At 59.6% G+C, this 20,782-nt stretch carries 17 protein-coding genes; 5 read left to right on the forward strand and 12 right to left on the reverse strand.

Going from position 1 to position 20,782, the window contains the following annotated elements; all coding sequences use genetic code 11:
* The first annotated feature begins 154 nt into the window (after positions 1-154).
* The 5 genes from XcyCFBP4188_RS05885 (at position 155) to XcyCFBP4188_RS05905 (ending at position 5,924) form a co-directional block, all read left to right on the forward strand.
* Positions 155-1,258, forward strand: a complete 1,104-nt coding sequence (locus XcyCFBP4188_RS05885; protein ID WP_104591780.1) for a DegT/DnrJ/EryC1/StrS family aminotransferase — start codon at positions 155-157, stop codon at positions 1,256-1,258.
* Entirely contained in the window at positions 1,243-2,214 is a 972-nt protein-coding gene (locus tag XcyCFBP4188_RS05890; protein WP_074056627.1) for a glycosyltransferase family 2 protein, read from the forward strand. Before XcyCFBP4188_RS05885 ends, XcyCFBP4188_RS05890 begins: the two co-directional genes overlap by 16 nt.
* Entirely contained in the window at positions 2,211-3,140 is a 930-nt protein-coding gene (locus XcyCFBP4188_RS05895; protein ID WP_104591781.1) for a WxcM-like domain-containing protein, read from the forward strand. Before XcyCFBP4188_RS05890 ends, XcyCFBP4188_RS05895 begins: the two co-directional genes overlap by 4 nt.
* Positions 3,127-3,564: a GtrA family protein gene (locus XcyCFBP4188_RS05900; RefSeq protein WP_104591782.1), complete on the forward strand. Its 438-nt coding sequence runs from the start codon at positions 3,127-3,129 to the stop codon at positions 3,562-3,564. The genes XcyCFBP4188_RS05895 and XcyCFBP4188_RS05900 overlap by 14 nt, the downstream gene beginning before the upstream one ends.
* Before the next feature lie 107 nt (positions 3,565-3,671).
* Complete coding sequence (locus XcyCFBP4188_RS05905) at positions 3,672-5,924, forward strand: sugar translocase (RefSeq protein WP_104591783.1); 2,253 nt, start codon at positions 3,672-3,674, stop codon at positions 5,922-5,924.
* A 183-nt stretch (positions 5,925-6,107) separates the two neighbouring features.
* Here the strand turns inward: XcyCFBP4188_RS05905 and XcyCFBP4188_RS05910 are convergent, their stop codons facing one another.
* From XcyCFBP4188_RS05910 to XcyCFBP4188_RS05965, 12 genes are all read right to left on the reverse strand, one after another.
* On the reverse strand, positions 6,108-7,046 hold the full coding sequence (locus tag XcyCFBP4188_RS05910) for an NAD-dependent epimerase/dehydratase family protein (RefSeq protein ID WP_074056623.1): 939 nt from the start codon (positions 7,044-7,046) through the stop codon (positions 6,108-6,110).
* A complete protein-coding gene (gene gmd, locus XcyCFBP4188_RS05915; protein WP_074056622.1) occupies positions 7,030-8,064 on the reverse strand; it encodes a GDP-mannose 4,6-dehydratase in 1,035 nt (344 codons plus the stop codon). The genes XcyCFBP4188_RS05910 and gmd overlap by 17 nt, the downstream gene beginning before the upstream one ends.
* A 79-nt stretch (positions 8,065-8,143) precedes the next feature.
* On the reverse strand, positions 8,144-8,743 hold the full coding sequence (locus tag XcyCFBP4188_RS05920) for a glycosyltransferase (RefSeq protein WP_074056621.1): 600 nt from the start codon (positions 8,741-8,743) through the stop codon (positions 8,144-8,146).
* Positions 8,744-8,775: 32 nt separating this feature from the next.
* Entirely contained in the window at positions 8,776-10,527 is a 1,752-nt protein-coding gene (locus XcyCFBP4188_RS05925) for a glycosyltransferase (RefSeq protein WP_074056620.1), read from the reverse strand.
* A 20-nt stretch (positions 10,528-10,547) separates the two neighbouring features.
* Positions 10,548-11,609, reverse strand: coding sequence for a glycosyltransferase family 4 protein (locus XcyCFBP4188_RS05930; RefSeq protein WP_104591784.1), 1,062 nt, complete (start codon positions 11,607-11,609; stop codon positions 10,548-10,550).
* A 49-nt stretch (positions 11,610-11,658) separates the two neighbouring features.
* On the reverse strand, positions 11,659-13,947 hold the full coding sequence (locus XcyCFBP4188_RS05935) for a methyltransferase domain-containing protein (RefSeq protein WP_104591785.1): 2,289 nt from the start codon (positions 13,945-13,947) through the stop codon (positions 11,659-11,661).
* 39 nt (positions 13,948-13,986) lie between these two features.
* Positions 13,987-15,273 carry an ABC transporter ATP-binding protein gene (locus XcyCFBP4188_RS05940; RefSeq protein ID WP_074056617.1) on the reverse strand — a complete coding sequence of 429 codons (1,287 nt, stop codon included), beginning with the start codon at positions 15,271-15,273 and terminating at the stop codon, positions 13,987-13,989.
* The gene (locus XcyCFBP4188_RS05945) at positions 15,270-16,055 is read right to left on the reverse strand and encodes an ABC transporter permease (protein ID WP_074056616.1); all 786 of its coding nucleotides are present in this window, start codon (positions 16,053-16,055) and stop codon (positions 15,270-15,272) included. The genes XcyCFBP4188_RS05940 and XcyCFBP4188_RS05945 overlap by 4 nt, the downstream gene beginning before the upstream one ends.
* Before the next feature lie 99 nt (positions 16,056-16,154).
* Positions 16,155-17,537: a glycosyltransferase family 4 protein gene (locus tag XcyCFBP4188_RS05950; protein WP_074056615.1), complete on the reverse strand. Its 1,383-nt coding sequence runs from the start codon at positions 17,535-17,537 to the stop codon at positions 16,155-16,157.
* A complete protein-coding gene (locus XcyCFBP4188_RS05955) occupies positions 17,534-18,733 on the reverse strand; it encodes a cystathionine gamma-synthase (protein WP_006449649.1) in 1,200 nt (399 codons plus the stop codon). Before XcyCFBP4188_RS05955 ends, XcyCFBP4188_RS05950 begins: the two co-directional genes overlap by 4 nt.
* 102 nt (positions 18,734-18,835) lie before the next feature.
* Positions 18,836-20,206, reverse strand: coding sequence for a pyridoxal-phosphate dependent enzyme (locus XcyCFBP4188_RS05960; protein WP_104591786.1), 1,371 nt, complete (start codon positions 20,204-20,206; stop codon positions 18,836-18,838).
* Positions 20,207-20,424: 218 nt separating this feature from the next.
* Complete coding sequence (locus tag XcyCFBP4188_RS05965; protein WP_002814034.1) at positions 20,425-20,643, reverse strand: HP1242/YdcH family protein; 219 nt, start codon at positions 20,641-20,643, stop codon at positions 20,425-20,427.
* Positions 20,644-20,782 lie beyond the last annotated feature (139 nt).

Consider the following 20,782-nt stretch of genomic DNA (forward strand, 5'->3'; position numbering starts at 1 on the left):
CCAGACAACGTTCCACCAGAACTGTTAGAAATCAACCCGGTAGCCACCTGGAACCAGACGGCATCGTCTGGTTCAAAGATTCAGTACAACGGTGCTTCAACACTAGGCGGCACGTCATTCCAACTTGCACATCTACTCAAACTCTGCGGATCCCATGGACGCTCTGATTCCTGTTAACTCGCTATCCCGCCACATCGCTCCCTTGCAGGACACGCTGTCTCAGATCGCCGGCAGCATCATCGCCAGCGGCTACTACGTCCTCGGCCCGAACGTGAAGGCCTTTGAGCAGGAGTTCGCGGGCTATTGTGGCGCCGCTCACTGTGTCAGCGTAGCCAATGGCACCGACGCCCTTGAGCTCTCCTTGAAGGCGCTGGGCGTGGGCCAAGGTGACAAGGTTGCGGTGGTGGCCAATGCTGCCATGTACGGTACCAGCGCCGTTCTGGCGTGTGGCGCGACGCCCATTTTCGTCGATACAGGTGCAGGCACGGGACTGATGTCCGTGACCGCGCTGGAGGCTGCGCTGGCGGGTGGCACACCCCCCAAAGCCGTGATCGTGACCCACCTGTACGGACAGTTGGCCGATATCGAGGCCATCGTCGCGCTCTGTCAGGCACGCGGCATCAAAGTGGTAGAGGATTGCGCGCAGGCGCATGGCGCAGAACGCAATGGCCGCCGCGCGGGCAGCTTCGGCGATATTTCGTCCTTCAGTTTCTACCCGACCAAGAATCTGGGCGCCCTGGGCGATGGCGGCGCCATCGTGACCAGCGATGACGCCTTGGCCACCCGTGCGGCACAGCTGCGCCAGTATGGATGGACGGCCAAGTACACCAACAGTCTGCGCGGCGGTCGCAATAGCCGCCTGGACGAGCTGCAGGCCGCGATGCTGCGGCACATGCTCGTGCTGCTGGATGGCTGGAACCAACGCCGCCGGGACATAGCCAACCGCTACGCCCGAGGGCTGTCCAACCCGAAGATTGCAGCAGCTGGCGTGGTAGGGGCAGACAATGTGGCCCATTTGTACGTGGTGCGCTGCGACGAGCGCGAGGCACTGCGCGCCCATCTGCAGGCGGCCGGTGTGCAGACCGACGTCCACTACCCGCTGTGTGACCATCGCCAGCCCTGCCATGAGGGCGCTTTTGAGTCGGTGGTGCTACCGAACACAGAAGCCGATGCGGCGTGCGTGATGACGCTGCCTTGCTTCCCGGAGCTGACCGACGAAGAAGTCGACCAGGTCATCGATGCATGCAACCGGTTCTGAGCGACGTGCGGCCACCCTCCCTCAGCCTCGTTGTCCCGATCTATCGCAATGAGGGTTCGATCGACGACCTGCTACAGGCTGTCGACTTCATCGCACGGAGCGTGGATGGGGATTTCGAAGCGGTTTTCGTAGTGGACGGCAGCCCTGATCGTAGCTACGCCTTGCTGCGCGCAAGGTTGCCTGGCTGCGCGTTCCGTTCGCAACTGGCAACGCTGACCCGCAACTTCGGCGCATTTCCGGCAATCCGTACCGGGCTACAGCTCAGCTCTGGGGAGCTGACGGCGGTCATGGCCGCAGATCTGCAAGAACCCCCCACGCTGGTAATCGACTTCTGGCAGCGCTATGCCAACGCACGCTACGACGTGGCCTTTGGCGTGCGCGAAGCACGCAGCGATCCGGCTGCCTCGAAGCTGGCGTCGACCTTGTTCTGGGCAACCTACCGGCGGATGGTCATCAAGGACATTCCCAAGGGGGGCGTGGATATTTTCGCTGTCAGCCGTGGCTTCCTCGAACGGCTGTTGCTGTTGAACGAAGCCCACTCCAGCCTGCTTGCGCAACTATTCTGGCTGGGCGGCAAGCGCGAATTTGTCAGTTATCAGCGGCGCGAGCGGCAGCACGGCAAGAGCGCCTGGACCTTGAGCAAGAAACTGCGGTATCTGTCCGACAGCGTCTTTGCTTTCACCGACCTGCCGGTCCGCATGCTGACGGCGCTGGGCCTGATTGCACTGGCATTTACCGCGCTGCTCGGGGCACTGGTGCTGGCAGCTAAGTTTTCCGGACTGGTCGCAGTACCAGGCTATACCCTGACCATCCTGACCATTCTCTTTTTTGGCGCACTCAATTCATTGGGCCTGGGTATCGTGGGTACCTACGCCTGGCATGCGTTCGAAAATACCAAGGCACGTCCGCTGTCGATCATGCAGTCGGTCGAAAACTTCGAAAAGGATAATCCGTGAGTCATTTCGTGCACCCCAATGCTCTTTGCGAGAGTGACACCATCGGCGAGGGTACCCGCGTCTGGGCATTTGCCCACGTGCTGCCTGGCGCCCGCCTTGGTCGCGACTGCAATGTCTGCGATGGCGTATTCATTGAGTCCGACGTTGTGGTCGGCGATCGTGTGACCATCAAATGCGGCGTGCAACTATGGGACGGCGTGCGCTTGGGCGACGATGTCTTCGTGGGCCCCAACGCCACCTTCACCAACGACCTGTTCCCGCGCAGCCGGGTGTATCCCGAGAAGTTCCTCGGCACCGTCGTGGAATCGGGCGCTTCGATTGGCGCCAACGCGACCATTCTGGCCGGCACCACCATCGGCAGTGGCGCGATGATCGGCGCTGGTGCGGTGGTCACGCGCTCGGTACCGCCCAATGCGATCGTGGTTGGCAATCCTGCGCGCATCGTGGGTTACGTGTCCGACAAGGATGCGAGCAAGACGGCTCCACTGCCCGCCGGCCAGGGCATCACCGATACCGTGGTTCCCGGCGTCAAGCTTTACCAGATGCCCAGCTTTGCCGACATGCGCGGGTCCCTGTCGGTCGGCGACTTCGACAGCTTCCTGCCCTTCAATGCGCGGCGGTACTTTCTTGTCTACGGCGTACCTACACAGGAAACCCGTGGCGAGCATGCGCACAAGCGCTGCCATCAGTTTCTCGTCTGCGTCTCCGGTTCGGTCAGGGTGCTCGCGGACGACGGTACGCGCCGCATTGATGTCGAACTCAACTCGCCGAACCAGGGCATCCATCTGCCGCCGATGATCTGGGGCACGCAGTACAAGTATTCCAAGGACGCCGTGCTGCTGGTGTTTGCGTCCGAGCCCTACGACACCGATGAGTACATCCGCGATTACGCGTCCTTCAAGAGTCTGGCGAATGCGGGCGGATGAGTCCCCACAGGCCGATACCCTGCTTCGGCGGCATCGGCCATTGGTCTCTGTAGCACTCCGCTTCCTGCTGGGCGGAGCACTCAACACCGGCCTGACCTTGGTGCTGTACTGGCTACTCCTTCGCTTTATGCATTATCAGTGGGCTTATTTTGCGAGTTTCTGTGCAGGCATCTTGCTCAGCTACCTGATCAACACCCGTTATGTCTTTCGCGCTGAACACAGTTGGTTGAAGTTTGCAGCGTTTCCGCTCATCTATCTGGTGACATACGCACTTGGAGCATTGGCGCTGAAAGTCAGCGTAGGGCATCTGGGCGTGCCGGCGGCAATCGGTCCGCTGATCTCCATCGTTGTCACACTGCCCGTGTCGTTCATTCTGAGCAAGTTGTTGTTGCAGGCTCCCAAGACCGACTCCGCCCAGGACTGAGCTGAGCTGAGCTGAGCCAACCCGACGCGGCGCAGAACCTCACCCCACCGCGCACATGCCTGCAGCACCCGATTGCGCAGCGCATCCCTTCTTGAACTGTGGATTACATGAGCACCATACTTCCCCATACCACGCCGGCCCGCCCCCTGATCAAGGCCGAATGGCTGCCCCTGCTATTAGGCGCCGTACTATCCGTTGTGGCAGGCAGCGTCCTGGTCGTCGGCTGGCGGGCGGGCCTGTTGCCCGTGCTCGATTACCCCCTCTCGTACAGCGGCGATGCCTTGAGCAGCCTCTGGCTGACGCAGCGCGCGATGGAAGGATGGATCTTCGAGAACGCCCGGAGTGGCTTCCCCTTCGGCTCCTCCTTTCTGGATTATCCCGGAGCAGATTCCGGCAGCTTCCTGTTCCTGAAGCTTGCCGGCATGCTGACCGGCAGCAGTGCCGCGGCACTCAATCTGTTCTTCCTGCTGGGCTTTGCGGCGAACTTTCTGACCGCATATTGGGTGATGCGCTGGCTGCGCGTCGGTCGTTCGCTGTCCTTTACCACTGCCATGCTTTTTACGCTGGCGCCGTTCCATTTCCTGCGGTTGCAGCACATCTTCTACACCTGGTATTTCGGCATCCCGATCTACTTCATGCTCGCGATCCGGATTGCACGCGCCGACGTATCGCTGGATTTCTGGAGCGCCCGACCCGCACGCAAGATCGCGCTTGCTGTGCTGTACCTGGTCCTGAGCTGTTTCGGCGTTTACTACACGGTATTCGGCCTGATCCTGATTGGAACAGCGTGCCTCATGGCGCTGTTCCAGAAGAACTGGGGGTCCATCACCCGCCTCGCAGCACCCGTCATTTTCTTCCTCGCGCTTGGCACGCTGGCAAATGTCGCACCCAACGTGATCAACGAGCGGATCAACGGCCACAACCCGGAAGTCGCGGCCCGCGCGCCGGCAGAGTCCGAGATCTACGGCGTGAAGTTGATGCAGTTGATCCTGCCGCGGCCCGACCACAGGCTACCGAAGCTGGCCAATGTGACGGCCAGCTACATGGCCAGCACACCGTTGATCAACGAGAACACGACTGCCTCCCTGGGCCTGATCGGTTCCTTCGGTCTTGCCATCCTGGCGCTGGTCGCGTTCGCGCGCCTGTCCGAGCGGCGCAACGAAGAACGCATTGCCTTGTTGGCGATACTCTCTGGCGTGCTTCTCGCATTCATGACCATCGGTGGGCTTGGCTCACTCTTCGCGCACGTTGTATCGCCCTCCATCCGCGGCTGGAACCGGGCCAGCATCTTCATCACGTTCAGCACGCTGGCTGCGGTGGCCATCGCCGTGCAGATGCTGTCCGACAAGGTGGGGCGTTGGCACCGCATGACCATCGCCTCCATCGCTGCCGCCGGCATGCTGGTCTTCGGCATCTGGGACCAGACCTCGGCTGCATGCGGCCCGTGTCAAGCCAGCGCGCGCACTGCGTACGAACAGGACAAGCGTTTCATCCGCAGCATTGAAGCCGCCCTGCCTGTTGGTGCAGCGGTTTACCAGTTGCCCTACATGCCGTTTCCGGAGGTGCCGCCCAAGAATGGCTTGCACGCATATGACCTTGCGGTGGGATTCGTCCACTCCCGGCACCTGAAGTGGAGCTACGCGGGCATGAAGGGGCGTGAGGGCGACCTGTTCTATCGGAATCTGGAGACCCAACCGGCTGCGGCACAGCTCAAGGCGATCGGTCGCTTCGGCTTCGACGCTGTCTACATCGACAAGCGCGGCTATGCCGACCAAGGAGCGCAAGTGATTGCCGAATGGACACAGGCCATTGGCGCGCCGCCGGCGATGACGCGCGAAGACGACGCAGTTGTGGTCTTCCGTCTACCAGGTGGTGCAAAGCCTGCAAGCGTCGAGGCTGCCAAGGACGCAGCGGTCACCGAGCCTGCGGCAGCTACCAACATCACCCTCCCCTCGCTGCGCAGCCTGCTCACACAAGGCTGGTCGTCCGACGAGGCATGGGGTGTCTGGTCGGAAGGCACAAGCTCATCGCTGCGCTACCGTGTCAGCCCAACGACGGTCGGCAGGACAACGGTGATTCTGCGTGGCAACCCGTTTCTGGCCGGCCCCCAGCAAGCGCTGCGCATCCGTGCCACGGTCAATGGCGTTCAGGCGCTCGACACCCGTGTCACTGCAGCACAAGCCATGCCGCTGACACTACGGATTCCTGTCACAACCCGTCAGCCGGGTGAGGTGGTGCATATCGTCCTGAACTACGAAACACCGGTCTCTCCCGCCCAGGTCGGCATGTCTGCTGACCAGCGGCTGCTTGCCTTCGGGCTGACCAGTCTTGAAATCTGCAAGGCAGATTGCGACAAATAAGCTGCCGGGGACGCACAATCGCCAGTGCGGTCCCTGCCCCTTTCAGTTAGCGCGGCTTCTGCGGCCGCCGGTGCATCGGCGTTTAAGATAACGCCGAACAAAAATACCAGGCATTCGCAAGGCGAGACTTCGGCTGGATTTTCCGGCCGAAGCTCGATTGATCTCACTGCTCTTCGATTGCGCTCACTGTTCGGCGCTGGCAGCTTCAAGCATCCAGCGTAGCGTGTCCTCCAGCGCGAGACTCTGCCAATCGCCGATCAGCTCCTGCAATCTGGCATTGCTGCCCAGCAACTTCCTGACTTCATTCTGCCGAACGAACGCGGGATTCACTTGGACGTCGATGTCGTGGCCGGTGATCTTCGAGCAGATCCTGATGATGTCCCCTAGCGAATTGGCGACGCCCGAACACACATTGACGATCTGCCCTTCGGCTGCAGGCGCCTGCAGGAGCTTGCGGTAAGCCAGTACGACCGATCTGACATCGCCGAAATCCCGCCACACTTCGGTGTTGCCCAACTCGATGGAAGAGGCACGCGATGCGAAATGGGAAACGATCTTGGGGATCAGGAAATTGGTCGCCTGACCGACACCGGTATAGTTGAATGGGCGGGCAATCACCAGGGGCAGGCGCTCGTGCCACAGGCTGGCGACATATTCCATGGCGAGCTTGCTCACCGCGTAGTCGTTCGCGGGCGCGGGCGTGACCGACTCGTCGATCACGCCCTCGGTTGCATTGCCGTAGACATTGGCACTGCTCGCGATCAGCACCCTCTCCGGGCGGTGTTGGCTTGCGGCCAGCGCCTGCAGCAGGTTACGCGTGCCGAGCAGATTGACCCGGTAAAAATCGTCGGCATCCCCATGACCGACAAAGGCCACTGCCGCCAGATGCACAACGTAGTCGGCTCGGGCCTGCGCAACGACGCGAGCGACGTCGGCAGCGTCGCGCAGATCCATCGGCCAGAACTCGTCGGTACCGCCCATGCCGGCACCATTCGAACGCGTCCCGACGCCAACGACCATGCAGCCCTGTTCCTTGAGCTGCTGGGCCATGTAGCGCCCGGTGAACCCGGACGCTCCGCTGATCAGAACCCGCTTGCCCGTCAGGTCAGAATGAGAAGCCACGCTCGTTCCTCTTCAGATCGGCCTCGACCATCATCTGGCACAGCTGCTCCAGCGTGGTCTCAGGCTTCCAGCCGAGGATGCGGGCCGCCTTTTCGGGATCGCCGATCAGCAGCTCCACTTCTGCAGGGCGGTGGAACTTCGGGTTGATGCGCATGACCACCTTGCCGGTGGCAGTGTCCACCGCAGTCTCTTCAGCGTCCTTTCCACGGAACTCGACGTCGATGCCTGCGCCCTTGAACGCCATACTGACGAAATCGCGCACGGTTTCGGTGCGATTGGTCGCGAGCACGAAAGTATCCGGCTCCTCGGCCTGCAGCATCCGCCACATGCCTTCCACATACTCGCGCGCAAAGCCCCAGTCACGTTTGGCGTCCAGGTTGCCCAACTCCATGCAGTCCAGCAGGCCGAGCTTGATCTTGGCCACCGAGTCGGTGATCTTGCGCGTCACGAATTCACGTCCACGCAATGGACTTTCATGGTTGAACAGGATGCCGCTGCAACCAAAGATGTCGTAACTCTCACGGTAGTTCACCGTCATCCAGTGCGCATAAAGCTTGGCGACGCCGTAGGGGCTGCGTGGGTAGAACGGCGTGCTTTCAATCTGCGGGACCGCCTGCACCTTGCCGAACATCTCTGAAGTCGAGGCCTGATAAAACCGTATATCCCGGTTCACCTGACGGATCGCCTCCAGCAGGTGGACCGGACCGATACCGGTGATCTGCGCCGTTGTGGTCGGCTGATCGAAAGACACACCCACGAAGCTCTGAGCCGCCAGATTGTAGACCTCGGTTGCTCCGGTGCTTTCAAGCATACGGATGCTCGACCCTAGATCCGTCAGATCGTATTCGATCAGATTGAGGTTAGGGTGGGCTGCAATTCCAAGCTCTTCGATCCGCCAGAAATTGACCGAACTCGTACGACGATACGTGCCAAATACGCGGTAACCCTTGTCCAACAGCAGTTCTGCCAGGTAAGCGCCGTCTTGACCCGAGATTCCAGTAATCAACGCAGTTTTCATTAACACATTCTCTTGTTTACGTATTGGTTCCGGCTTTGAGCCGATGCAGGATCGGGCTGTGCCCGACGCACGGTGCAGCTCAACGCGTTGACAGCGGCTTCCCACCCGCACCGCATATCGTCTGCTTGCCCTGATCGGCGCAGCTAGTGAACGGGCCGTAGTCGAGGGGCTCGATCTTGAAATCGCTGAACCAGGCGACGCCCTCCTGCACCAGCCCAAATCGCAGGCTCTTTCCGACAACTGCCTGGGCGGGCACCTCGGCGATCACCTCGGCGGAGGTACCCGCAGGAATCCCATCAGCTGGAAGCTGAGCGCGTATGAAATCCTTCGCCGATACAGCGCCGGAACTGTCTAACAGAGAGATTGCAAGGTTGACTGGCAAGGTACCCTTCGAGTTGATGGTGACCTTGCTCGAATTGGTGACAGACACTGCAATCCGTACCAGTTCGCCGTTGTTGACCAGTCCCGGCTCCGAGGCAATGGCGTAGCGTGCACCAACCTGATCTTGCGTCAGCGGAGTCGACATGCCGCCAGCTTCGATGGTCTGGGCAGCCGGCTGCGGCTCGGCTTTAACTGGCTGTTCTGCCTCTGGGGCTTTTGAGCAGCCAGTGAATGCGATCACCGTCGCCAGGACGGCAACGGAGCCGAAGGAAACAGGAGATTTCATAATGTTTTTCATGGATAAGGACCTGGGGTGGATGAGTACGCCGCTCAATCTTGGGCGGCTTCTACTCGAATGAGAAGTCGGGCCGGTGAGAAGCCACGGCTTTTGAACCAGCAGACCGACTCCTGGACTAGATCAATCTCCAGATAATAGTCGCCTGCAACTGCCGGAGCGCGGACGGTGAGATCGTGAACTGCAGAAGACATCGGCGCGACCGCATCGTAAATAAAATGACGAGGCTGTTCGGTCACTGCCGTCGGTGTTTCGGCATGAATCCAGAAGTGTCCGAGGTAAATACCGAACGGCCGCAGTGCGTGACCGAGCGGACTGAACCAGGAGTACGTGCTGTTGTTGGTCAATTCGACACGCAAGGAGACCATGCTGGATGGTTGGGCAACCAGCATCTCCTGCTCGGGAACGGCAGCGTGCCCCTGAAAGGCGTCTTCCGGCAACGGCTGACTGTAGGGATAGGGTCCTACTGTTGCTCCCACTAAACGCGCATGCGAATCCAGTTCCTGATCCTTTAATGCTGCCAGGGCTGGATTCACCCAGCGGTCCCCCCGCAGGCTGCTCAGCACGTCGATTCGATGCAGCTCTTCGACAAGCGGCGAGTCGATTTCGACTTTCAGGCTCGCGACTGCATCAGCAACCTGGTCCCTGAAGTCGGAGACGACACGATGCCGTCTCAGCAGACGCGCATACTGTTCGGTGGCGACATACGGATCCAGCGCCGGCCGCCTCGCTGCATCAGAGCACTCCTCGGCCCATGCGGCGTACGCTGCCGGGTCAAGCGCCAGTTGGCGCAGCAATGCGGCAAGGGCTTGCGGGCACTGCGTGTCCGGCGCGAGCTTCTTGACCGAAACCGGCAGCTCCGCGTACCACCCGTGATCGGATACGACGCTTGGAAGGCCAGCTTGCATAGCTTTGCACACAACTGCCGAAGCCTCGCCCATCGTCGGTTGGCGCAACGCGATCATCAGATCCGCGCGCTCGAAGACCTCCCAGAACTGATCATCATCGACATGACCGTGGTTGACCAACCGCACGTTACGCAGGTCGGCAAGAGCTTCCAACTGTAAAAGTACGGCCGCTTCCACCTGGCCGGCAATCTCCAGCGTGATCGGTTCATCCAGATCGGCGTCGATCATCGTCAATGCCTGTACGACCCAGTCAAAGCGGCGATTGGCCTGTCCACCACCCAATAGTGCGATGGTGCGAAGGCCATCGTGGACGCGGTGCGGAGCAACGACCGGGTACAGCTGCGGCACCACTGTGACGGGAAGCCAGGGGAAATCCCTGGTGACGCGATCGGCCGCATACTGTGAATGCACCACTACCTCGGTGGCCAGCTTGGTGGCCACTTGATGCAGCGGAAAACGCACCACGTCTTCCCGATTCCATACAGGCGATCCACTACGAAGCGCCAGACTAGCGCTCCGGACCTCGGTGACCGAACACCACTTTTCCAGCAGACCAAGATAGTCGCCGTTAAGCAGACGGCCTTCGTCGTTAAGCACTCCGGCAGCCATGTGATGCAGGACAAGGTCATGCAGATGCACGATTCCCGGCGCTGCTGCCATCAAGGGCAGCATCCAGCCGTGGAACGCCGGGTGGTTTCCCATCTGGTAAACAATCGCATCGGCTTCAAGCAATCTGCCGACGACCACGGCAACTCCGAGGCGAGTGAGATCGTCCAGGGTAAATGCATCGACCTGCACGCCCTGGTTGCGCAGCAAATTCGACAGGCCTGCCGTGTACTCGGCAATGCCTGAGCGCTCCGGAGGATGCGGCCCAACCATCGCGATGCGAAACGTCGTACTCAAAGCCGGCTCTCCACCAGATTGCTTATCACACGATCCCAGGTAATGGAGGTACTCATGTGCTGACCAGCCTCGGCCAATAAACGAAGTTGCGCCGGTCCTTTCGCATAACAATCAAGCAGGCTTTCAGCGATCGCCTCTGGCGTTGGGCTTGTGACCCAACCGCTACCGGTGGACTCGACGATTCTGCCCACCTCACCGCTATCGTCCACCGTGATGACCGGCTTGTAGGCGGCGAAGCTTTCCAACGTCGCAAATCCGTAATCTTCATCCACCGGCGAATAGAAGACCGCACGGCAGTTGGCAATCAGCTCGAGCAGTTTCTCATCTTCCACGAAGCCTGCAAGCTCGACGCGACCCGCCAGGCCAAGCTCGTGGATCAGCGGTGCCAGCGAGTGGGCATACTCGCTGGCACCGGTTCCGGCGATAACCACCTTCGCATGGGGGACATGCTTTGCAGCCCGGATCAGCAGATCGGGACGCTTCATCGACTCAAGACGACCGATACACAGCACGTAGTCGCCATAGTCTCCCGAGGTGATGAATGGCGCCAGCTTCGACGGCGGATAAAGAACTTCAGAGCCCAGACCGCTGTACTGCTGCAGACGGTCGGTAACCGTCTGAGAAATGGTATATCGCGGCCCGATCTCCGCCAGCAGCTCCCGATCCGAAGCTCGCAGGGCATCACGCACCGCCGAATCCTTCGCGGTCAGGTGGGGCTGATCGAAGCGCGTACGTTCCAAGTCGTAGAGCACCCGATGCTGATGCACGAGCCAAAGCGCCTTATTGGCATGCGAGGCAGCATACGTCGGATACTTGGTGCAGATGCACAGGTCGATTTTCTGACCATTACTTTCGTTCAAATCCAACAGCCTCCATGCCAGCATGGAGGACAGAATTTCTGTTTCCGGATACCACTTATAAGGCAACTGCACCAGCTCTGCGACCACTTGGCGCTGCTTACCCCACAGATTGATTTGCTTGACCAGCTCTTCGTTGAGCAGCTCTGCACCGCCTCTGACAAACGGCACTTGCGCGCCAAGCACAATAACTCTCTTCACCTACATTCCCCTTCATGATGTCCTTGCTGGTACATAGCAATCCCTGTCCTTACTTCTTCGCTTTCCTGATCCGGCTGCCCAACTGGTCCAGCGCTGCCAGCTGCTTGTCGATTGCTACATCGGCGGGAGTCGCCACCTCGTCCTCAGCAAGCACCGGCTCGGTGCGCTCCAGCCGCTGCGGTGCATGGGCCACAACGGGTCCACCACGCTTGGTTACCTTCATGGTGACCCATCTCAAAGGTGCTGTCACACGCCATGAGCGGCTCGTGTGAAGCTCTCCGATCTGCCCCTCCAGCGTATCCACCGCAAACTCGAGCTCACGAATGCGGCTACGCGCCTCTTCAAGTGCCTGCAAACGATGGGATAGATCCATCTGCAGCTCCTTGACCCTGCGTGCGTCGGCAGCATTGGAGTTCTCCGACCTGTTGACGCGCTGAACCAGGGAAGCAATCTTTGTCTGCAGTTCGTCGATGGTTGACTGCTGCTGCGTATTGACGCGCTCCAGCTCCGACATGCTGACCTGCATGCCATCGCGCTCTTCGACCAACCGACTGAGGTCAGCGGCAAGCAGTTCCGACAGTTCACGAACCCGTTGACGTTCTTCCAGCTCGGACTCGATCACTGAAATCTGCGATACCAGCCTTGCGTTCTCTGCCTCCCGAACCGCCAGACCCTCGTTAAGCTGTGTCTCCCTGTCCTCGGCTTCTGCAGTGCGCTTTTCCAGGTCTTTTGCCCATTCCTGCAGTTGGCTACTCGCCTTTTCCAGATCGCGATAGCGCTTATCGGCCGTCTCCGCTTCCAGCTGAAAGGTTGCAAGCTTTTCCTGAGCCTGCTGAGCACTTACCTGCATGCGCTCGATCAAGGAGGCGCGTGCCGCAAGTTCAACGCGGCCATGCTCGTTCTGGGTGTAGAGAGCTCCAAGGCGCGTGTTATAGCTCAGCAGCGCCTGTTGCATGTGGCTGTAAAGCGATGTCCACTCGGGCGCATGCAATGCAACGGATTCGGAACGCGCCAGACACTCCTGGAGCTCTGCAAACGTCCAGCTCGCCTGGTCACTCCCAAATGCCTGGATAAATGCATTGCGATAACGCGGCGGAAGCGTCATGAAGTCCAGCGCCGGTTCCCGACCGGGACTGGCCGGAACAATTTGACGTTGCACAATCTCCTTGACCGTAATCAGGAAGGACAACAACAAGTCGCCCAGCCAGGAGCAGTCGGTAGCTTCGGCAGAAATGGCGCCGTAGTCGATCAGGATGGCCTTGCCTTCCTGCGACATGAGAACGTTCCAGCAGCGCACGTCGTTGTGATACAGACCGGCGCGCTCAAGCATTACCAATTGCTTGAGCAATTCAGAGACAACTTTATCCGGATCATAGGGAGAGCCATCGTCGATCAACTCCGACAGCAGGCGTCCGCTGGCCATCTCCCTGACGAGAAACAGATCCGATGCGTCGTCCAGGGCCGCAATAAGCCGTGGTGAGGGATAGGATGCAGGAGGATTTCTGAGGAACTCGACCTCGTTATTGAATTCCTGCCAATTGATTTCGGCGCGCCCGCCGATGCCCATCGTCATCTTCTTGACGAACACCTTGTCGCCAAAATAATAGCGCCTGCTGTACTGATGCGTTCCGCGCCCATACGCATGCGCCTCGCCCGACCAGGAACTAAATCTGCCGAAAGCCTCTCCCACATACCAGAATTTGCTGCTGGCGAAGTACAGCGGCCTGGAAATCGAAGACAGATGGGTTGCCTGCCTCGCCAGCAATCTAGTGAAGGCATAATCGGTCAACAACTCTGCGGGGTCGTGCGGCAGCGATGGCCCCCAGTACAGCGGTTCCTCACGCAATGCCAGCTCGAAGATCGCAGCATCCGTGACTTCGGAGAGCTTACGGCATAACCCAGCCACACGCGCAATTCCTTGAGAATGCACCAGATGATGAAAGACACTAAGCCCCAGGACAAGGTCGTACTGGTCTGGATCAAGCCGCGCGATGACGTCTTCCACGGTGCCATGCTCGAAAGACGCAGCAAACATCGGGTGCTCCTGGGCCAACGCCTGGCATACATCGACATTGAGATCCAGAAAGTCCACACCGTGAACCCGATGCCCGTCGGCCGCAAGGCTCAAGGAAAAGAATCCTTGGGCGCAGCCGAGATCCAGTACCCGCAGTGGGCGGCCGAGCTCTCCCTGAAGCCGTTGCGCACATTCGCGAATCAGCACAAACCTGTCTTCGCAGCCGCGCGAACTTCCCTCCGAAAGCTCGGGGTGTCCGAAAATAGGCTGATACTTCTCAGGCAGAGCGGCCACCCGCGCGCCAATATGCGTTGTTTCAGTCATGACTGTTGTTCTCTGATGTGATGGTAGATTCTGACGCCGTCATGACAAAGCTTCTACGATTTCGAAATCGGCCTTGAGGTCCATCATCCCCCAGAATTGCATCCCTCTTGCGACGTTCAGCACGATGGCGTCGTAACGACGATCCAGCGGCGTCAACTCAACAAGAGGGTCACCACTGGAAATGCCGAGTGAGACCAGATAGTTCGCTTCATTGAGGTCGAGAGGCATGCTGAACTTGCAGACAATTACCTGTCCCGCCTTTACTGAAATCCCGGCCCGCCCCTCACTGGAAAGGAAGGAATTGGTGCCGTAAAGGAATAGACCCTCGAGTGTCTTGACCAAAAACCCTGGAACTACGCTGTCAAAATCCTGATCGAATGAGATCTTGACGTAAAATGCCGTCCTGGCACCACTCTCCACGCGAGCAGGAAACTCCTCCCCACCACTGACAACGACATAATCGAGAATTCGCGCGCCGCCCTGTCCCCAACGATGCTCGCCCGTATTGTAGTAGGGCCGTGTATGGAAGATATCCTCATCGCCAGCGCGCATTTGGCTTGGTGCGTCATCTGCCTGCGCTTGAAGCGATGCAGGCTTCTTGCCGAACAACTCGTCCAGATAAAGGTTTGATACCTCTCGCGACGGCCCATCTGCGTGAACGCTACCGTCCTTGATCAGAATGGCACGATCGCAGTGTTTAACGACATCTCCGACCGCATGACTGACGAGGATGAGCGTCATGCCCTCGTCCTTGTAAGACTGAATGCGCTTGAAGCATTTCGCCTGAAAATACGCGTCGCCTACTGACAATGCTTCGTCGACGATGAGTATATCGGGCCGAAATGCGGTGGCCACTGCAAATGCGACGCGCACCTGCATACCGCTTGAGTAAGTGCGTACCGGCTCATCGAAGTACTCTCCGATTTCGGCAAACTCCTGTATCTCGGGCAATACCTTATCGATTTGCTCCAATGTGTAACCCATGAGCCCCGCAGAATGTTTGGCATTCTCCCGGCCGCTCAGGTCCGGATTGAAACCCATGCCGAGCTCAAGAATTGCGGCGATACGGCCATGCCGGATGATTCGCCCTTCGGTGGGTTGCGATGTACCTGTGATCAGCTTGAGCAATGTGCTCTTTCCAGCGCCATTACGCCCCATGATCCCGATCGACTCACCCGGAACGACCGAAAACCCGACATTCCGCAGAACCCAATGCTCCTCTCGCGGCTTGACCTTCAACCCGAACCAACTTGCAGCGCGCAGCCACTCGCTACCCCAGACACGGTAGGACTTCCCAAGCCCTTCAACCATCAACACCGGGCTCATAGGGCATCCACCATTTCGGCACTCGCGCGGCGAAAAATCACCAACGACAGGGCACACAAGACGAGGGTCGCCAGCATCAGAGGGATAAGCTCGATCCACGCCGGGGAACGTCCGTAAAGAAGTACCCCCTGATATGCGCTCACAAGCGGGAACAGCGGGTTGAGCGTGAAGAGTTTCTGAGTCTGCGCAGGAAGGATATCAATGGTGTAGACGATAGGCGTCACCCAGAACAACGCCTGCAGGACGACTGGCACCACCTGCCCAATGTCCCGTACGAACACATTGAAAACCCCGAGCAGCAATCCGATCGACATCGCAAATGCCAGCGTCAGCAGCATCAACAGCGGGAGCCAGCCTGCCTGCGGCCCCAAGGTATGACCCAAGACGGCAAAAACGACGATGATCGCCAGGAACAGCAGCAGGTTGTTGACCATGACGGTACCGCCGGCAATGAGCGGAAGACAGATCCGGGGAAAGGCCTGCTTCTTCATGAGATTGCCGTTATCCACAAACAACGAAGCACATTTACCGATGCATTCGGCAAACAGGGTCCAGCAAAGCGTTCCGGCCATCAGGTACAGCGCGTAAGCAAACTTGTTGTTGACGCCCGGCAACTTGGCCGCCAGGACCTCGGAGAGGATCGTCGCAAAGATCAGTACCTGCATGAGCGGATGGATGATCATCCACAGCGCGCCCAGCTTGCTCCGTACAAAACGGACGCGCAGGTCATTCCTGATCGATGACAGGATGAAGTACCGGAAAGCCCATACGGACCTGATCATGTCCAACGTTACTACCTCTGAATGTTTTACTATCTTCGTGAAGCGGGATAAACACCAACCGCTGTATGCCGACATGAGATCAATGCATTGCCTGTGCGGTCAGTCCGTGACCTCATTGACCTCCACAATTTTTGCCAGCAGATGCCGCGCCACGCTGCCTGGTGAAAGTTGCGAGCAGATATCTTTCTTTGCGACCTCACCGAGCGCGCGCGCGTATGCAGGATCATCCGCAAGGCGGCGCATGGCGTCAGACGCACTTGCGATTCGCGGCTCGGCCCAGTGCGTGCCGTCCGAATCCGGGTATCCACCTGCAACGGGGACCAGATCGTACTCTACAAGACAGGAGTTACTCTCGGTCATAAATTCCATGTTGCCCGACCATCCGGTAGCGATCACCGGCTTACCTATCGACATGCACTCGGCAAGACCCAATCCGAAGCCTTCCGCACGGTGCATCGAAACATAGACATCACAGCATCGCTGAAGTGCACGCACATGTACTTTCTCAATCACCTCGTCACGCAGCAGGATGCGTGAATCTCCCACCACAAGGGTAAGGAGCTCACGCATCTGCTCGGCGTACAGATGGCCGTTGCTAGACTTCAAAACAAGACGAACGTCGTCACGGTCATGTGGAAATGCTTGTTGAAAGGCATGCACAATAGCTTGAGGATTTTTTCTGGTGACGAAAGAATGAAAATCAAAAGTAAAAAGAAATACGAACTTATCGACATCCAGCCCAAAGTCCGACCTCTGCAAACCACTATCGCGCCAGTCGGACAGCGGTAGAGGCAGTCGCATGATCGGCTTATCGGTAATTCGACGGAAGGCATTCTCGATGAACTGTGAGGCAACCATGATCTCGTCCACGAGCTCAATGGCGCTCATCCAATTCATTGGTATCGTTTCAAGCTCCCAGAACCAGCACGCAATAATGTAATGTCCATCCATCCGCGCGCGACCGACCTGCTCAAATGCGGCTTCCAGGTAATCCGGATTAACAAACACGATGGTGACCCGATGCGGCATTCGCTGATCAATGAAGGCATCCATGCTCCGGTCCAGCCAGGAATGGGGCAACCCCATATCCAAGTCATAGAGCGACACAGGAACACCGGCATTGATCAGCGCGCGTGAATACATCCTGGCACTTTCTGCCAATCCGAACTCGCCGCGGATATAACCGAGAATATTGACTCCCATCGCGGCGTCGAGCGCGGGTGCAATGTCCTCATTCGCGCACCGCAGGGACGCATCGCTGTCTTTCGAACTTAACTCCCAGGCTTCTGTTCGCTGAAAGCGTGTCTGTGTCAGGGAGCGAGCGGACAGCGAAGCAGATACGCGATCACGCAAATGCTGCGGGAACGCCCGATAGATGCGCTGCAGCCAAGTCTGCTGACGCACCCACGACTGCAGATGTAATCCAGCCAGCCCGGTGCGCCAGAAGGCAAGGATGCCCTGACGTTGCGGAGACGCCGTCATGGAGAACCGGAAGCCTCGAGCGCACGCTCCAAATCCCCCCGCAAATCCCCAACATCCTCAACCCCCACGCTCAGCCGCACCAGTGCATCGCTGATACCAAGCTGCGCGCGGCGCTCGACCGGAATGGAGGCATGCGTCATGACCGCAGGATGATTCACCAGACTTTCCACGCCACCGAGCGATTCGGCCAGGGTGAAAAGTTCAGTGCGTTCGCAAAAACGCTTGGCCGCATCGAAGCCGCCCTTAAGGACGATCGAGACGATGCCGCCGAAGCCGGACATCTGCGTCTTCGCCAATGCGTGCTGCGGGTGCGAGGTGAGGCCGGGGTAGATCACCTTTTCGATCGCGGGGTGGGTTTCCAGCCACTGCGCCAGCGCCAGGGCGTTCTCGCAATGCGCGCGCATCCGCAGCGGCAGAGTCTTGAGGCCGCGCAGGGCGAGGAAGCTGTCGAACGGCCCTTGCACGCCGCCAATGGAGTTCTGCAGGAACGCCAGTTGCTCGGCCAGTTCTGCATTGTCGCCGACCACCGCGATGCCGCCAACCATGTCGGAGTGGCCGTTGAGGTACTTGGTGGCCGAATGCACGACGATGTCAGCGCCCAGCGCTAGCGGGCGCTGCAGCATCGGCGAGGCGAAGGTGTTGTCGACCACGATCAGCAGGCCGTGCTTGCGCGCGATGGCAGCAATGGTGGCGATGTCGACCAGCTTGAGCATCGGGTTGGTCGGGGTTTCGATCCACACCATCTTGGTGTCGGGGCGGATCGCCGCTTCGAAGGCGGCCGGGTCGGTCAGGTCGACGAAGCTGAAATCCAGGCCGGCGGTGCGGCGACGCACGCGCTCAAAGAGGCGGAAGGTGCCGCCATACAAATCGTCCATCGCCACCACGTGGCTGCCGGCATCCAGCAACTCCATCACCGTTGAGGTGGCGGCCATGCCGGAGGCGAACGCGAACGCGCGCGTGCCGCCTTCCAGCGACGCGACGCAGCGCTCATAGGCGAAACGCGTGGGGTTGTGGGTGCGCGAGTACTCGAAGCCCTGGTGCTCGCCCGGGCTGGACTGCGCATAGGTGGACGTCGCATAGATCGGCGGCATCACCGCGCCGGTGCTGGGATCCGGCGACTGTCCTCCATGGATCGCCAGCGTGGCAAGCGAGAGTTCGCGCTCGCTATCGTGGCTGGTTGTGGTGCGATTGGACATGGAGGTTCCCGGAAAAAGTGGCGAATTGTAACAAGCAGGTCTGAATGGCCGGTGCCGCGCGTCTCATCCGGGCGCGCGGCGCTACCCGATCACTGCATGCGATCACTGCACGCGGCGGCGCAGGTAGTTGAGCAGGTCGATACGGGTGATCAGGCCCAGGAACTGATTGCCGTCCATGACGATGGCGACCTGCCCGCGGTCGAACACCGGCAGCAGCGCTTCGATCGGGGAGGCGACATCCAGACGATCGAGCTTGCTGACCATGGCGGTGGAAATCGGGTCGCGGAAACGCGCCTCGTCGCCGTACACATGCAGCAGCACGTCGCTTTCGTCGACGATGCCGACCAGCTCGCCGTCGTCGATCACCGGCAGCTGCGAAACGTCGTACAACTTCATGCGCTGATAGGCAGTGGTCAACAGGTCTTTCGGGCCCACCACCACGGTGTCGCGCTTGTTGTACGGGCGCAGGATCAGGTCGCGCAGATCGCCGTGCTGCGGGCGCTCCAGAAAACCGTTGTCCAGCATCCAGTAGTCGTTGTACATCTTGGACAGGTACTTGTTGCCGGTATCGCAGACGAACACCAGCACGCGCTTGGGCGTGGTCTGCTCGCGGCAATACTTCAGCGCCGCGGCCAGCAAGGTGCCGGTGGACGAGCCGCCGAGAATGCCCTCCTTGGCCAGCAATTCGCGCGCGGTATGGAAGCTTTCCGCATCGGTGATCGAATAGGCCTTCTTGACCCGCGAGAAATCGGAGACATCCGGCAGGAAATCCTCGCCGATGCCTTCGACCAGCCAGCTGCCGGACTTTTCGCTGACGGTGCCCTCTTCGATGTACTGGGTCAGGATCGAACCCACCGGGTCGGCCAGCACCAGCTCGGTGTGCGGCGAGGCGATGGCGAACGCACGCGACAGGCCGGTCATGGTGCCGGAGCTGCCGCAACCGAACACGATCGCGTCCAGATTGCCGTCCATCTGTGCCAGGATTTCCGGGCCGGTACCGAATTCGTGCGCGGCCGGGTTGTCCGGGTTGCCGAACTGGTTGATGAAATAGGCGCCGGGCGTCTCGGCGGCGATCTTGGCGGCCAGGTCCTGGTAGTACTCCGGGTGGCCCTTGGCCACGTCCGAGCGCGTCAGCACCACCTGGGCACCCATGGCCTTGAGGTTGAAGATCTTCTCGCGGCTCATCTTGTCCGGCACCACCAGGATCAACTTGTAGCCCTTCTGCTGCGCCACCAGCGCCAGGCCCAGGCCGGTGTTGCCGGCCGTGCCTTCGACCAGCGTGGCGCCAGGGGTCAGATCGCCGCGCTGTTCGGCCGCTTCGATCATCGACAGGCCGATACGGTCCTTGATCGATCCCCCGGGGTTGGCCGCCTCCAGCTTGAAGAACAGCTCGCAGACGCCGGTGTCCAGGTGCTGTGCCTTGACGATCGGCGTGTTGCCGATCAGTTCGAGTACGGAGGAGTGGATCGCCATCGGGATATCGTCGCTGCGCCGCGTGGGCTAGGCCGCCCATTATCCGACGAACGGCTGGGGAATGCTCATTCAGACTGGAAACGATCGCGCTCGCCTATGAACGAGCGTGCTCAGCCGCCGCTCCAACGGCCGCACACATAAAGACGCGGACGGTGGCGAGCCGACGAGGAGGCTGCCACCGCCCGCGGCGGTGAACTTGTTCTGGATGTGGGGAAGGATCAGTGCGTGAGCTGGTCGTACATCCGGGTGAGCTTTTCTTTGGCCTGCAATTTCTCGCGTTTCATCTGGCCCAAGGTCACGTCGTCGATCGGGAGCACCCCGAGTTCGGCATCCATGCATTTCTTGTTCAAGAGCTTGTGGCGTTGGTACAGCTGCTTGAACTCGGGATCGGACTTGACCAATGCGTCGATTTCGGTCTGCGGTTGCCCTTCGAACATGGCGTTACCTCCTTCACTTACTTCACTTAAAACAAGAACGCCCCGGCCACGGATGGCACGGGGCGCAGCTTGGGGATGGAAGACTCGCGGACCACAATGGCAGGCGCACTGGCGGAACCGACAACCTTTCCACCGAATT

The organism is Xanthomonas hortorum pv. cynarae (genome assembly GCF_002939985.1).
Classification (GTDB): Bacteria; Pseudomonadota; Gammaproteobacteria; order Xanthomonadales; family Xanthomonadaceae; genus Xanthomonas; species Xanthomonas hortorum_D.

Excerpts from the sequence above, each read along its gene's own strand:
- XcyCFBP4188_RS05885 (WP_104591780.1), top strand. The coding sequence starts at position 155 with ATGGACGCTCTGATTCCTGTTAACTCGCTATCCCGCCACATCGCTCCC.
- XcyCFBP4188_RS05890 (WP_074056627.1), top strand. The coding sequence starts at position 1,243 with ATGCAACCGGTTCTGAGCGACGTGCGGCCACCCTCCCTCAGCCTCGTT.
- XcyCFBP4188_RS05900 (WP_104591782.1), top strand. The coding sequence starts at position 3,127 with ATGCGGGCGGATGAGTCCCCACAGGCCGATACCCTGCTTCGGCGGCAT.
- XcyCFBP4188_RS05905 (WP_104591783.1), top strand. The coding sequence starts at position 3,672 with ATGAGCACCATACTTCCCCATACCACGCCGGCCCGCCCCCTGATCAAG.
- gmd (WP_074056622.1), bottom strand. The coding sequence starts at position 8,064 with ATGAAAACTGCGTTGATTACTGGAATCTCGGGTCAAGACGGCGCTTAC.
- XcyCFBP4188_RS05920 (WP_074056621.1), bottom strand. The coding sequence starts at position 8,743 with ATGAAAAACATTATGAAATCTCCTGTTTCCTTCGGCTCCGTTGCCGTC.
- XcyCFBP4188_RS05925 (WP_074056620.1), bottom strand. The coding sequence starts at position 10,527 with ATGGTTGGGCCGCATCCTCCGGAGCGCTCAGGCATTGCCGAGTACACG.
- XcyCFBP4188_RS05935 (WP_104591785.1), bottom strand. The coding sequence starts at position 13,947 with ATGACTGAAACAACGCATATTGGCGCGCGGGTGGCCGCTCTGCCTGAG.
- XcyCFBP4188_RS05940 (WP_074056617.1), bottom strand. The coding sequence starts at position 15,273 with ATGAGCCCGGTGTTGATGGTTGAAGGGCTTGGGAAGTCCTACCGTGTC.
- XcyCFBP4188_RS05945 (WP_074056616.1), bottom strand. The coding sequence starts at position 16,055 with ATGATCAGGTCCGTATGGGCTTTCCGGTACTTCATCCTGTCATCGATC.
- XcyCFBP4188_RS05950 (WP_074056615.1), bottom strand. The coding sequence starts at position 17,537 with ATGACGGCGTCTCCGCAACGTCAGGGCATCCTTGCCTTCTGGCGCACC.
- XcyCFBP4188_RS05955 (WP_006449649.1), bottom strand. The coding sequence starts at position 18,733 with ATGTCCAATCGCACCACAACCAGCCACGATAGCGAGCGCGAACTCTCG.
- XcyCFBP4188_RS05960 (WP_104591786.1), bottom strand. The coding sequence starts at position 20,206 with ATGGCGATCCACTCCTCCGTACTCGAACTGATCGGCAACACGCCGATC.
- XcyCFBP4188_RS05965 (WP_002814034.1), bottom strand. The coding sequence starts at position 20,643 with ATGTTCGAAGGGCAACCGCAGACCGAAATCGACGCATTGGTCAAGTCC.